The following is a 13,066-nucleotide window of genomic DNA, read 5'->3' as shown; positions in this document are numbered from 1 at the left end:
CCGGGACAGATAGACGCCCGTTTTCTCAGACTGGACCGACTCGTCGCCCGGTCAACGACACGGCTGAGGCTCGACACGAAGATCCACGCGCGCAGAGCTGTTGTCACCGGCGCTCTGACAACAGCTCAGCGCGCGTGGATCACGCACGGCCGACGCGGGAGACAACGAAGGGCGGCGTAACCTGCCGCAGTGAGCACAAGTCGTAGTTACGGAGACCCATCCGGCATTGCCCGGAGTCTCGACATCGTGGGCGAACGCTGGGGCCTGCTGGTCGTACGCGACCTGCTGCCCGGCCCGAAGCAGTTCAGCGACCTGCTCGCCGGCCTGCCCGGGATCAGCCCCAACGTGCTGAGCAAGCGGCTACGCGAACTGATCGAGGGTGAGGTCGTCGGCTATCAGGACCTCGGCGCACCGGACCGGGTCCGGGTCTACGAGCTGACCGAGTGGGGCCGCGGCCTGGAACCGGTGCTGCGCCACCTCGAACAGTGGGGACAGCGCGCCCCGCTCCCGCCCGCCGGGCCCCGGTGACCCGCCAGCGGTACGTGGCCACACAATCCCCGGGTGTTCACCTTTGGCATCGACGGATACCGGCCTGACTGGCGCGGTGCCCGCCCTCACCACCGCCCACAGGCAACCACGTTCAGTCGATCAGGGTGCGGCCGGTGAGGTGCAGGAAGACGTCCTCCAGGCTGCTGCGGCGTGCCAGTGAGCTGGCCGGGGTGAGGGCCCGGTTGTGGATCTCGGTCAGGGCGGCGTCGCCGTTGTCGACGTAGAGCAGGATGCGGTCGGGCAGGATCTCGATCCGCTCGGCGAGGCCGTCGAGTTTGCCGGCGAACTCCTCCTGCGACTCGGTCGGGAAACGCAGCTCCACCACCTCACGGGTCGAGTAGCGCTCGATCAGCCCGCGCGGCGAACCCTCGGCGACGATCCGGCCGCCGTCCATCACCACCAGGCGGTCGCAGAGCTGCTCGGCCTCGTCCATGTAATGGGTGGTCAGCACCAGCGTCACGCCCTGCTGCTTGAGCCGGAACAGCCGTTCCCAGACCAGGTGCCGGGCCTGCGGGTCGAGCCCGGTGGTCGGCTCGTCGAGCAGCACGATCTCCGGCTCGTTGACCAGCGCGCGGGCGATGGTGAGCCGGCGCTTCATGCCGCCGGAGAGCGGCTCGACCTTGCTGTTGGCCCGCTCGGCGAGCTGCACGAAGTCGAGCAGTTCCGTGGCGCGGTCGCGGGCGACCCGGCGCGGGATGCCGAAGTAGCGGGCGTACGTGGTGAGGTTCTCCCGTACGGTCAGCTCGGGGTCGAGATTGTCCGTCTGTGGACAGACGCCGAGCCGGGCCCTGATCGCCGGCCCGTCACGGAGCGGGTCCATGCCGAGGATGCGCAGCTCACCGCCGGTGGGCGGGGAGACGCAGCCGACCATACGCATGGTCGAACTCTTGCCGGCGCCGTTGGGGCCGAGGAAACCGAACGCCTCCCCGGGCCGCACCTCGACGTCGATCCCATCGACGGCGGTGAAATCACCGAACCGTTTGACCAGTCCGCGAGCTTGGATGAGAGGTTGTTCCGTGGCCACGGCGACGACCCTAGCCGCCCGGTACGACACCTCCCAGCGAGTTTCCGGGAGGTTACGATATTCATTTTCATGAGCGCACCTTCGTCACCTGCGCAGAGAAAGTTTCCCGTCAGATGACCCTTTCTTTTTGACCTTGACGGCGGGTACGGTCCGCAACAGGAGATCGACCCGCCTGGAATCCCGACCCTCTTGGCACAGGGTCCCGGCTCTCTTGGCACAGAGCCCCGGGTCGGCTCCGCACTTCGGCGAATCGGCGCACGCCAGCACCACACCTGCCCACCGAGAGCTGAAAGGGACGTCAACATGGGCTCACCCGACACCACCACCGGCCCGTGGAGCCGCCGAGGATTCCTCGGTCTCTCCGCCTGCGCGGCGGCCAGCGCCATCACCGTCGCCGGCCCGTTCACCGGCATGGCTCAGGCCGCCGACGGCGGCGAGGTACGCGACAGCCAGGGTCACCGGCTGCCGGTCGGCAAGATCGGCATCCAGCTCTACTCCGTCCGTAGCGACCCGGCGCCCTTCGCCGACAAGCTGCCGAAGCTCGCCCAACTCGGCTTCAAGGAGATCGAGTTCGCCGGTTACGGGACCAACCCGACCGACGCCGACATCCTCGCCATCCGCAAGCTCCTCGACGACAACGGCCTCAAGGCGGTCGGCTCGCACGTCGGCTTCGGCTCGTTCCAGACCGACCTGACCCGCCAGCTCGACATCGCCCAGATGCTCGGCATGAAATACGTCGGCACCGCGAACGCGCCGACCGGCAGCCGCTACAAGACGGACTGGCGGGTCGCCGCCGACGCCTACAACGCGGTCGGCGGCGCGGCCAAGGCCCGTGGGCTGAAGTTCTACCAGCACAACCACGACGGGGAGTACAACTTCCTGCTCGACACCGGACCGCTGGACGCGAACGGCCGGCCGACCCGCTCCACGGGACAGCGCGGCCTGGAATACTTCTTCGGCCTCACCGACCCGGAGCTGGTCTACTTCGAAATGGACATCTACTGGGCGTACCAGGCCCAGGTGCGGTTCAAGACGTACGTGGACGAGTCCGGCGCCACCCGGCGCAAGAACTTCGACCCGATCAAGACCATCAGCAAGAAGCAGGAGCGGTTCCCGCTCTTCCACGTCAAGGACGGCGTGCTCAACACCGCGGGCACCAGCCTCACCATGACCGAATACGGCGTACCCGGCGGCTACGTGCCGTTCGAGGACTTCTTCGCCAGCCTGAAGTCCCTGGACGCGCACCACTACATCTGGGAGCACGACAACGCCGGCTCGACCCCGCCCGAGCAGGGCGGCGTCTGGGGCGCCACCGAGCGCAGCGTGATCAACATGAAGGCGGCCCGGTTCTAGGCCCTCCGTCACGGCCGCGTCCGTCGGCCGGGGAGGCAACTCCCCGGCCGGTGGGCCGGTAACCGTCGCCCGGCGCCACCCTCACCATCTTCGACTCAGGCCGGCGCCGACAGATCTCCGGTGCCGCGCGCACCCTCGACCAACGCGTCCGTCTGCTCCACCACGGCGGGGTCGTCAGCCGCTGTACCCGGGTCGTAGCGGACCGTCCAGCGCAGGCCGTCAACCCCGCTGACCCGGCGCGCGACCACGCGTACCGCGCCGCCCGCCGGCAGCTTGGCATGCGCGGTGTACGACACCGAGCTGGTCACCCGGGCGCGCACCTGGTGCGGCACATCCCCCGGCTCCAACAACAGGTACGTCTCCACCGGCAGATCCGCCACGACCAGGTATCCGTCGCGCTCGACCACCGTCTCGGCCGGCGTGACCGCGAGTTCCCGCCCGGACCAGACCGCCTTGTTGATCTCGTGCCAACCCAGCCGGTGCGCCCGACCGGGCAGCCAGAGCCCCCGGTTGCTGACCACCACGACCCCGTCGCCGTTGGCCGTGGCCGCCCAGGAGAGCATCCGCTCGTCCCGCTCCAACGGCGGACGCTTCTCCGCCGCCAGCTTCGGCTTCCGGTTGAACAGTCCCATCTCAGAAACCCCCAGCGGCCTGCTCGCGCAACGCCCGTGCGTGCTGCTCCAACGAGAGCAGCTCACCGAAGAGCGCGAAATACTCGTCCTTGTTGGCGACCGGGTTGACCCGCTGCACCTTCGACTTCAGATCCCGGATCCGGGTGGTGACCGCGCCCCACTCCAGCCGGGCGAGCGTGATCGAGACATAGCGCGGGTCCGGCTCACCGTCGATCCGCAGCGGCTCCACCGCCAACTCGCCGACGAGCGCCCTGCCCCCCAGGTCGGCGCAGGCGTCCCGGACCTGCTCGATCCAGACCGCGCCACTCGCCGCGCTCGCCGCACCACCCGCCTCGGCGATCGCCTCCCGGACGGCCAGGTGCACCGGGTGCAGGTAGACCTCCGGACCGAGCGCGTCGAACATCGGTCCGGCCAGCACGGGCTCCTGGATCGCGAGCTTCAACGCCTCCCGCTCCACCATCGTCTGCGGATTGTCGACAGCGGGCGCGGCCGGAGCCACCGGGCGGGCCGGGACGGCGGCCGTACCGCCGGGGGTCGGCTTGGTCGGGGCGTTTCCGGCGGCGAGTACCGCCCGCTGCACCGGCTCGATCTCCATGCCGAGGTCACCGGCGAGCTTACGCACGTACTCCGGACGTTTCTCCCGGTCCTTGAGCTTCGCCACCAGCGGCGCCGCCTGACGCATCGCCTCCACCCGGCCGTCGACGGTGTCCAGGTCGAAGCGGTTCAGCACGTGCCGCAACGCGAAGTCGACCAGCGGCTCACGGCGGGCGACCAGATCACGTACGGCCATGTCGCCCTTTGCCAGGCGCAGGTCGCACGGGTCCATGTTGTCCGGGCTGACCGCGATGAAGGTACGCCCGACGAACCGCTGGTCGTCCTCGAACGCGCGCAGCGCCGCCTTCTGCCCGGCCGCGTCCCCGTCGAACGTGAAGATGATCTCGCCGGCCACCGCGTCGGTGTCGAGCAACAGCCGGCGCAGTACGCCGATGTGGTCCGCGCCGAAGGCCGTGCCACAGGTCGCCACCGCCGTCGGTACGCCCGCCAGGTGGCAGGCCATCACGTCGGTGTAACCCTCGACGATCACCGCCCGCCCCTGCTTGGCGATCTCCCGCTTGGCCTGGTCGATGCCGTAGAGCACGTGCGACTTCTTGTAGATCGGCGTCTCGGGGGTGTTCAGGTACTTCGGGCCGTCGTCGTCGTCGAAAAGCTTGCGCGCACCGAAGCCGATCACGTCCCCGGTCAGTTCCTTGATCGGCCAGAGCAGCCGGCGCCGGAACCGGTCGATCAACGAACCGGACCGGGCCTCCCGGGCCAGCCCGGCGGTGACCAGCTCCTGGCCGGTGAAGCCACGCTGCCGTAGGTGCTTGGTGAGCAGGTCCCAGCCGTCCGGGGCGAACCCGCAGCCGTACCGCTCGGCGGCGGCCCGGTCAAAGCCACGCTGGGCCAGGAACTCCCGGGCCGGGCGGGCACCGGCGGTGCCGAGCTGCCCGGCGTAGAACTCGACCGCGGCGGCGTGTGCGGCGACCAGTCGCTGCTTCTGGCCCTGCTGCTGACGTACCGGGGCCGGACCGGCCTCGATGTAGCGCAACTGGATGCCGGCCCGGCCGGCGAGCCGCTCGACCGACTCCAGGAACGACAGGTGCTCGGCGTCCATCAGGAACTTGATCGCGTCGCCGCCCGCTCCGCAGCCGTGGCAGAAGTAGACGTTCCGCGCGGGCGACACGGTGAACGAGGGCGTCTTCTCGTCGTGGAACGGGCAGAGCCCCTTGAGGTTCCCGCCCCCGGCGGACTTCAGGGTGACCGTCTCGGAGATCACGTCGGCGATCGAGGTGCGCTCACGGACCAGTGTGATGTCCTCGTCCCGGATCCGCCCAGCCATGGTGCCACCCCCTCAGGCGTACATCCTGCCCTGTCGCGCCGATCCGACCGGCTCCGGGTGGCGACTCTCCCCCGTGCCGGTGGACCGGGGGCTGCGGGAGAGCGGCCGGTCCGTTGAATCGCCCGGACCACCTAACGAGGGATCAAACGCATGGCATCGTCATAACATGCGCATCCTGCTTGCCGGTGCGACCGGCTACCTCGGCTCCGCGGTGCTGCCCGCCCTGCTCCTCGACGGGCACCAGGTCACCGCGATCGCCGGCAGCGACGACGCACTCGCCGTCATCACCGCCGCCGGTGCCTCCGCGATACGCGGCGACGTCACCGACAGCACCCTGCTCAGCAACGCCGCCCGGGACGCCGACGGGGTGATCCACCTGTTCGCCCCCGGTGGACAGGTCACCGCCGCGTTGGACGACGCGGTGGTCACCGGCGTCCTCGCGGGCATCGAGGGCAGCGGCAAGCCCTACATCCACAGCGCCGGAATCTGGGTGCACGGCAACGGGGTTCTCGACGAGGACTCTCCGTTCGAACCGCCGGAACTCACCGCCTGGCGGCCAGGAATCGTCGAGCGGGTACGGGCCGCCTCGGGCATCCGCAACATCATCGTCTCCCCCGCCGTCGTCTACGGCCATGGTTCCGGCATCGTCCGCATGATCATCGACGGCCCGCAGGTCACCGACCCCGAGCCGGCCCTGCTCTTCCCCGGCAGCGGCGACCAGCACTGGACCAGCCTCCACATCGACGACCTGGCCACCTTCTACTCCGCCGCGCTGATGCGCGCCGCCCCCGGCTCCTACTACATCGCGGCCAGCGGGGAAAACCCGACCATGCGCGAAATCGCCACCGCCGCCAGCCACACCCTCGGACTCGGTGGCCGGATCGCCCCGGAACCGGCCGAGGAGACCCGACGGCGGCTCGGCCCGCTCGAAGGCGCCTTCCGGCTGGACCAGCAGACCAGCGGCGAGCGGGGACGCCGGGACCTCGGCTGGAAGCCGATCGGCCCGTCACTGCTCGACGAGATCGCCACCGGTTCGTACGCCCGCCGAGCCTGACCGGACCCCCACGACGTGACCTGGTGGCACCCGGCAACCGACCGGCGCGGCCGGGTCGGTGGGGTCGGCCGGACCGGCCTGTCCCGACCGCGACTGCGGCTGCGCGAGTCCGAACTGCCCGTGGACCAGGACGAACGGCACGCCACCTGGCTGGAGCTCTTCTTCGACCTGGTGTTCGCCCTCGCCCTGGCCACCGTGCAGAACCGGCTGGACACCCCGACCCCACACTTCGGCGACCTCGTCGCCACCTTCGGCCTCTACGCCGTGGTCTGGCTCGCCTGGGTCGGCCAGGCGTTCTACGACACCCGCTTCGATCCGGACGACGTCTACCACCGGCTCGCCGTACTGGTCACCATGGTGGGCGCGGGGGCGATGGCGGTGGGCGCGGCGAGCCCACCCCACACCCTGCTGCTCCCGATCGGCTACATCGTCGTACGCCTCACGCTGCTCCTGCTCTACCTGCGGGTACGCCACACCACCCCGGTCACCCACCGGCTCACCACCATCTACCTGACCGGTTTCGGGGTCGGGGTGCTCTTCTGGATCGTCTCCCTGGCGGCGCCCGTACACCTGCGCCCGGTGCTCTGGGCCATCGGCCTCGCGGTCGAGTTCCTCACCCCGTGGCTCGGCCACGCCTGGGAGGCACGGGTCCCGGTCGACGCCACACACCTGCCCGAACGGATCGGCCAGTTCACCATCATCCTGCTCGGCACCACGCTCACCGACCTACGCGACGTGATCACCCCCCGCCCCCCGGCCGAGGTGGTCATGACGGCCGGGATCGCGTTGATCATCCCGGCCGCCGTGTGGTGGGTCTACACCACCTTCGTCACCACCGGGATGGCCCTGCCCCGACTGAGGGCGGGACTCGCCTACTCGTACGTGCACTCGATCCTCGGCGCCGCCCTGCTGCTGCTCGGCTGGGCACTCGGCGAGATCGTCGGACAGGTGAACGACCACGCGACAGAGCTGCCGCACCGGCTCCGCGTGCTGCTCGTCCTGGCACTCGACACCTGGATCCTCTGCGGACTCGGTCTGCAGTGGGTCTCCCTGGGCTATGTGACCCGCTACCGCCTGCTGGTGGCGGTCATCGGCCTCGTCCCGATGACGCTGATCCCACTCCTGATAGGCGATCCGCTGACCCTGATCTCCCTGACCGCCGCCACGGTGGTCGGGTACGCGGTCCTGGTCAGCCGGCACATCGCCAGACTCGGCGGTATCCGTACCACCGGGCCCTGACCGGCGGTGCCCGAATCCGCCGGGAGCCGTCCCGCCAGGAGGCAGAGGTCAGGCGAGTTCGCGGGCTTCCTGCTCCTCGATCCGGCGGTTCCAGTCGGCCTTGGCCGCGCGCCAGCCCTCGTCGTCGGTGCCGGCCCGCCAGTAGCCGGAGATGGAGAGCTGATCCCGACCGAGTCCGCGCTCGACCCGGAGCAGGTGCCGCAGTTCCCGGACGAACGCCGCCTCGCCGTGTACGAACGCGTGCGGCCTACCGGTGGGAAGCTCTGCCTCCCGGACCGCGGCGACCAGACTCTCGCCGACCGCGCTGCCGTTGCGGTGCAGCCAAACGATCTCCGCGTCGGCCTCGGTGACCAGCTTCTGTTCCTCGTCCGGGCCGGCGACCTCGACGAAGACCCGCGCGGTCGCGTCGACCGGCAACCGCTCCAGGGCGGCGCCGATGGCCGGCAACGCGCTCTCGTCGCCGACCAGGAGGTGCCAGTCGGCGTCCTGGTTCGGCGCGTAGCCGCCACCCGGGCCGCAGAACATCACCGGGTCGCCCGGACGGGCCTGGGCCGCCCACGGTCCGGCAAGCCCTTCGTCGCCGTGGTGGACGAAGTCGATGCTCAGCTCCAACTCCACCGGATCCCAGGCGCGGATGGTGTAGGAACGCAACCTAGGCCACTGCTCCTGCGGCAGGTCGCGGCGGATCGCCTCCAGGTCGAACGGCACCGGATAGTCGACGCCCGACCGAGGGAAGATCAGCTTGACGTAGTGGTCGGTGCAGGCGCCGATGTCGAGACCGGCCAGCTCGCTCCCACCAAGCACCACCCGGATCATGTGCGGGGTGAGCTGCTCGGTCCGTCGTACAGTGGCGTGGGTGACCCGGGCACGCGCCTGACGATCCGTCATGAGGTTAGGTTAACCTAACACCCGCTCCCGTGGTTTCCGAGGCCCCGATCGCGACCCGGGTCACACCGCCTCCTCAGCGGGCCAGACGGTGCGCGAGCCAGCCGAGCGCCAACGGGTAGCGGTAGTCGATCCCACCGTGCCCGGCGTCGAAAAGCTCGAAGTGAATCCGGTCGTCCGGCACACCCACCCGGGCGAGTTCGGCCCGGTACGCCTCCGCGCCGAGGTCGAGGAACCACTCGTCCCGGGACCCCGCGTCAATCCAGACCGCCCGCAGCGAGGTCACCGCCTCCCGGTAACGCTCGACCATCCGGACCGGGTCCCAGTCCAGCCAGCGCTGCCACACCTCCGGACGCAGCACCCCGGTACGCGGGTCGAACGGCAACTCCGGCGTACCGTCCGGGGCGGCGGAGAAGCAGGCGGTGCAGCCGAGCAGCATCAGCAGGGTCTGGTCGGCCGGTTTGGTGAACGAGGGCCGGGTCTGGAAGTCCGCCCACCAACGGAAGATGTCCTGGTCGTAGTCGCGCAGGTAACGGACCGCATTGCCGAACTCCGGCAGGTAGCACAACTCGTACAGGTTGTCCCCCGCGTGGGTGGCCAACGCCCCGAACAGGTCCGGTCGAAGCATCGGAGTGATCATCGCGCCGAACCCGCCCGACGACTTGCCCGCGATCGCCCGCGACTCCCGGTCGGCGATGGTCCGGTAACGGGCATCGACCCAGGGCACCACCTCGTCGCAGAGGTACGAGTGGTAGGCGCCGGTGCCCGGCGAGTCGACGAACTGCGATCCGCCGTACGTCGTCCACGCGTCGACGTACACCACGACGCAGCCGGGCGCCTGACCCGAGGCGAAAACCTGGTCCGCGGTCTCGATGAACGGCTGCCGGTACGGCATCCGGTTCTCCCACATCGACAGGTGCCCGGTGTACCCCTGGATCTGGTAGACCGTCGGGTGCCGCACGGCCGGGTCGTCGTCGTACCCCGGTGGCAGGTAGACCCAGAGCGGTCGCTCGTGCGGGTCACCCAACGGGTTGTCCCGCAGCAGCTCGGAGGAGATGACATGGCGGTCGAGCCGGCCGGCCAGCTCGGAGTTCCACGGCAGCATCCCGCGAGTCAACCACGTCCGACCCACCTCCGCCTCGCCCCGCAGGCGACAAAATCGCCTCGGCGTCGGGGCGGTTGCCGGGCATACTCGCCCGCATGTCGTCGACACCATCCCCGCAGACCCACCCCCGCGACGTCGCCCAGCTCAGCCGCGCCCTCGCCGACGGCGTACGGCTGAAGTTCGTCTTCTTCTGGAAGCACCGTTCGGACGGGGTGGTCGACGCCGGCTGCCTGAGCCAGTGGGCGCCGTCGCCGTTCACTGTGGATGGTCTCGTGTTCGCCACCGCGGAGCACTACATGATGTGGCGCAAGGCGACACTCTTCGGCGACGCGGGGACCGCCGAGCGGATCCTCGCCGCCGGTCATCCGCACCGGGCCCAGACGCTGGGCCGTCAGGTCGCCGGCTTCGACCAGCGAACCTGGGAGAAGCACCGGTACGACATCGTGGTCGCCGCGAGTGTGGCGAAGTTCGGCCAAGACCCGGCGCTGTGCGAGTTCCTGCTCGGCACCGGTGACCGGGTGTTGGTGGAGGCGAGCCCGGTGGACCGGATCTGGGGTGTCGGCCTGGCCGGCACCGACCCCGACGTGGCCGAGCCGGAGCGGTGGCGCGGCCTCAACCTGCTCGGCTTCGCCCTCATGGACGCCCGCGCCTCCCTCCGCGAACCCACCATCCCCACCGCCAACGGTTAGGAAGGGGCCCTTCTTCTACCGAAAGCGATAACAGGGGGCCCTTCCTTACACCTCAGGTGGCGAGGCGGTGGTGCCAGGCGACGGCGGCGGGGTCGGTGAGGGAGGCAACCTGGTCGATCACCACGCGCAGCCGGGCGGCGTCGGTGCCGGCCGCTCGCCACAGCGGGGAGAAGACCGGGTCGAGCGCGCCCGGCGCCCGTACGGTCAGTGCGTGCACCAGTTCGGTGATCACCTCGCGCTGGCGGGCGTACCAACGGTCGGCGCCGGGGCGGCGCATCACGTACCGCAGCGCCATTCCCTTGAGCAGCGCGCACTGGGCCCGGACCAACCGGGGTACGACCAGGTCGGCGGCGTACCGGCGCAGCGGATCGGGTCCGTACCGCTCCCGGGTGGCGTCGACGGCGGCGGCGACGAACCGGCCGGTCAGCGCACTGGTGGTGCTCTTCAGCGCGACCTGGGCCCGGTGACTGCCGTCGTAGCCGGCGAGCGGGGCGAGCAGTGGGTCGGTGAGGAGGCCGAGCAGCACCGGGGCGAGGGCGTCGGCGGATTCGGTGGAGTAGGTCCCGGCGACGTCGGCGCAGAGCGCGGCCTGGTCGTCGCCGTCGTCGGAGAGGTCCGGTAGCCGCAGGTGTCCCCGGTAGACCCCGTCCTCGACGTCGTGCACCGAGTAGGCCACGTCGTCGGCCCAGTCCATCACCTGTGCCTCCAGGCACTGCGCCCGTTCCGGAGCACCCTGGCGCAGCCAGGTGAAGACCTCGGTGTCGTCGGCGTAGACGCCGAACTTGCGTCGGCCGGGTTCCCGGTGCCAGGGATATTTTCCGGCCGCGTCGAGCGACGCCCGGGTCAGGTTGAGGCCCGCGGAGGCGCCGTCGGGCCGCAGCACCTTGGCCTCCAGGCGGGAGAGTACGCGCAGCGTCTGCGCGTTGCCCTCGAAGCCGCCGCAGGACTGGGCGAGGCTGTCGAGCACCTCCTCGCCGTTGTGCCCGAACGGCGGGTGGCCGAGGTCGTGCGCGAGCCCGGCGACGTCGACGACGTCCGGGTCGGCGCCGAGCCGTTGTCCCATCTCCCGGGCGATCTGCGCGACCTCAAGGGAATGGGTCAGCCGCGTACGGAGGAAGTCGTCGGTGCCGGCGGTGTGCACCTGGGTCTTGGCCGCCAACCGACGGAAGGCGGCCGAGTGCAGCACCCGGGCACGGTCCCGCTGGTACGGGCTCCGCCCGTGACCGGTCTCCTTGCGTGGCTCGCCGACCAGACGCTCGGTGTCGCCGTCGTGGTTCACCGTTCCATCCTGTCACCCGGTTCGGCCGGTGTCGGCGCCCGGCCTGCTCAGGAGGGGGCCGTCGCGGCCTGGAGTACGCAGAACTCGTTTCCCTCGGGATCGGCGAGCACGATCCACGTGTCGGTCTGGCGCTGTCCCACGTCGACGTGGCGCGCCCCCATGTTGACCAGCCGCTCCACTTCGGCCTCCTGGTCGCCGGGGCGAAGGTCGATGTGGAGCCGGTTCTTTGTCTCCTTACCCTCGGGCACCGGCACGAAGAGGATGCTGGGCAGTTCGTCGGCGGATCGACTGATCTCCACCTCTTCGGGCTTCTCGTAGGTGATCCGGTAGCCGAGTGCCTCGGCCCACCAGCGGGCGAGGCGCGCCGGGTCCTGGGCGTCGACCACCAGGTTTGCCCAGAGACTGCCCATGGCAGACACCTCCGTCGGATCAGGTGACGAAACTTGAGTGACGCCCAGGTTACGCCCGCCTGACCGGAGTGGCGCATCTTCGACCGGCTGACACTTTTCGCATTTGTTTGGTGATCCCTCGCAACCACCGATCAGGTTGGAGTTGCTGTCCAATTGCCGACCGTCACGGGATCACATAAGGCATTCGCCAGGTGTAGCGTGCCGTAAACAGAAGGTCACCAGCCGGCGGCGATAACCGGCCCGGTCGGCAGAGTCTGACCAGCCCGATGTCCCACCCGCAGAGCCCACGCGACCATCCACGTTGCCGGCCGGCGTCGAACCGACGGGGACCCCAGGGCCATCGACCAGCGCACGCCCTGGACACCCGGCGGTCCGGACCTCCCCGCAGGACAGTTCCCTCCGTCAGCACAGTTAAGGAGAGTCTCCCGTGGACGCTGACGCCGCCATCCGGGCCGAACTGTACCGGCTGCGCCGCCGGCTCCCCGATCTGTCGGGCGCGGTGCTCGGCGGAGTGGACGGCCTGCTGGTCGCCGCTGACCTCACCGACGCCGACCCGCACCACCTCGCCGCGCTCGCCGCCGCCACCCTCGGCCTGGGACACCGGTTCGCCCAGTCGGCCGGCCACGGCCCACTGCACGAGTCGGTGGTACGCAGCGCCGGCGGCTGTGTGATCACCTACCCGGCTGGCGCGTACGGGCTACTGACCCTGGTGACCTATCCGGACAGCGACGTGGAACGGATCCACCCCGAGGCGCGGGCCTCCGCGCACCGGCTCGGCACCATGGTCGACTCGCTCCGGGTCGCGGCGTCGGTGGCCGCCGTCGCGGTCCCCGACCCGCACGCTCCGCTCGACGTACGCACCCCGATGGCCACGCTCCCGGCCGACCTCTGGGCCGAGACCGGGGGCCTACGCCCACCGGGGCTGCGCTGAGCGCGTACGCGCACCGCGCAGTCCCCGGTGGGGTGTC

The 13,066-nt window shown here is 70.2% G+C and carries 13 protein-coding genes; 6 read left to right on the top strand and 7 right to left on the bottom strand.

Going from position 1 to position 13,066, the window contains the following annotated elements; translation table 11 throughout:
• Positions 1-189 precede the first annotated feature (189 nt).
• Positions 190-528, top strand: a complete 339-nt coding sequence (locus ACIBF5_RS26350; protein WP_396815555.1) for a winged helix-turn-helix transcriptional regulator — start codon at positions 190-192, stop codon at positions 526-528.
• Positions 529-640: 112 nt separating this feature from the next.
• Here the strand turns inward: ACIBF5_RS26350 and ACIBF5_RS26345 are convergent, their stop codons facing one another.
• Positions 641-1,573, bottom strand: coding sequence for an ABC transporter ATP-binding protein (locus tag ACIBF5_RS26345; protein ID WP_396815554.1), 933 nt, complete (start codon positions 1,571-1,573; stop codon positions 641-643).
• 303 nt (positions 1,574-1,876) lie between these two features.
• Between ACIBF5_RS26345 and ACIBF5_RS26340 the strand changes: the two genes are divergently transcribed.
• Entirely contained in the window at positions 1,877-2,926 is a 1,050-nt protein-coding gene (locus ACIBF5_RS26340; RefSeq protein WP_396815553.1) for a sugar phosphate isomerase/epimerase family protein, read from the top strand.
• Between the two features lie 95 nt (positions 2,927-3,021).
• Here ACIBF5_RS26340 and ACIBF5_RS26335 read toward each other — a convergent pair whose 3' ends face one another.
• The gene (locus tag ACIBF5_RS26335; RefSeq protein WP_396815552.1) at positions 3,022-3,558 is read right to left on the bottom strand and encodes a hypothetical protein; all 537 of its coding nucleotides are present in this window, start codon (positions 3,556-3,558) and stop codon (positions 3,022-3,024) included.
• A gap of 1 nt (position 3,559) precedes the next feature.
• Positions 3,560-5,437 (bottom strand): DNA primase, encoded by a 1,878-nt coding sequence (dnaG, locus tag ACIBF5_RS26330; RefSeq protein WP_396815551.1) that lies wholly within the window; start codon positions 5,435-5,437, stop codon positions 3,560-3,562.
• Positions 5,438-5,603: 166 nt separating this feature from the next.
• Between dnaG and ACIBF5_RS26325 the strand changes: the two genes are divergently transcribed.
• Both ACIBF5_RS26325 and ACIBF5_RS26320 read left to right on the top strand, forming a co-directional pair.
• A complete protein-coding gene (locus ACIBF5_RS26325; RefSeq protein ID WP_396815550.1) occupies positions 5,604-6,491 on the top strand; it encodes an NAD-dependent epimerase/dehydratase family protein in 888 nt (295 codons plus the stop codon).
• 15 nt (positions 6,492-6,506) lie between these two features.
• Positions 6,507-7,730, top strand: coding sequence for a low temperature requirement protein A (locus ACIBF5_RS26320; RefSeq protein WP_396815549.1), 1,224 nt, complete (start codon positions 6,507-6,509; stop codon positions 7,728-7,730).
• A gap of 48 nt (positions 7,731-7,778) precedes the next feature.
• Here ACIBF5_RS26320 and ACIBF5_RS26315 read toward each other — a convergent pair whose 3' ends face one another.
• Both ACIBF5_RS26315 and ACIBF5_RS26310 read right to left on the bottom strand, forming a co-directional pair.
• Entirely contained in the window at positions 7,779-8,618 is an 840-nt protein-coding gene (locus ACIBF5_RS26315) for a siderophore-interacting protein (RefSeq protein ID WP_396815548.1), read from the bottom strand.
• Between the two features lie 73 nt (positions 8,619-8,691).
• On the bottom strand, positions 8,692-9,732 hold the full coding sequence (locus tag ACIBF5_RS26310; RefSeq protein ID WP_396815547.1) for an alpha/beta hydrolase-fold protein: 1,041 nt from the start codon (positions 9,730-9,732) through the stop codon (positions 8,692-8,694).
• A gap of 83 nt (positions 9,733-9,815) precedes the next feature.
• Between ACIBF5_RS26310 and ACIBF5_RS26305 the strand changes: the two genes are divergently transcribed.
• Positions 9,816-10,409: an NADAR family protein gene (locus tag ACIBF5_RS26305; protein ID WP_396815546.1), complete on the top strand. Its 594-nt coding sequence runs from the start codon at positions 9,816-9,818 to the stop codon at positions 10,407-10,409.
• 52 nt (positions 10,410-10,461) lie between these two features.
• On the opposite strand, the gene ACIBF5_RS26300 is transcribed toward ACIBF5_RS26305, so the two are convergent.
• Both ACIBF5_RS26300 and ACIBF5_RS26295 read right to left on the bottom strand, forming a co-directional pair.
• Positions 10,462-11,688: a deoxyguanosinetriphosphate triphosphohydrolase gene (locus ACIBF5_RS26300; protein ID WP_396815545.1), complete on the bottom strand. Its 1,227-nt coding sequence runs from the start codon at positions 11,686-11,688 to the stop codon at positions 10,462-10,464.
• Positions 11,689-11,735: 47 nt separating this feature from the next.
• Positions 11,736-12,098: a VOC family protein gene (locus ACIBF5_RS26295; protein WP_396815544.1), complete on the bottom strand. Its 363-nt coding sequence runs from the start codon at positions 12,096-12,098 to the stop codon at positions 11,736-11,738.
• Positions 12,099-12,525: 427 nt separating this feature from the next.
• Here ACIBF5_RS26295 and ACIBF5_RS26290 point away from each other — a divergent pair, with 427 nt between their 5' ends.
• Complete coding sequence (locus ACIBF5_RS26290; RefSeq protein ID WP_396815543.1) at positions 12,526-13,029, top strand: roadblock/LC7 domain-containing protein; 504 nt, start codon at positions 12,526-12,528, stop codon at positions 13,027-13,029.
• Positions 13,030-13,066: the final 37 nt, after the last annotated feature.

It is taken from the genome of Micromonospora sp. NPDC050417 (genome assembly GCF_044458865.1).
Classification (GTDB): Bacteria; Actinomycetota; Actinomycetes; order Mycobacteriales; family Micromonosporaceae; genus Micromonospora_G.
This window is presented reverse-complemented; position numbering and strand designations above follow the sequence as displayed.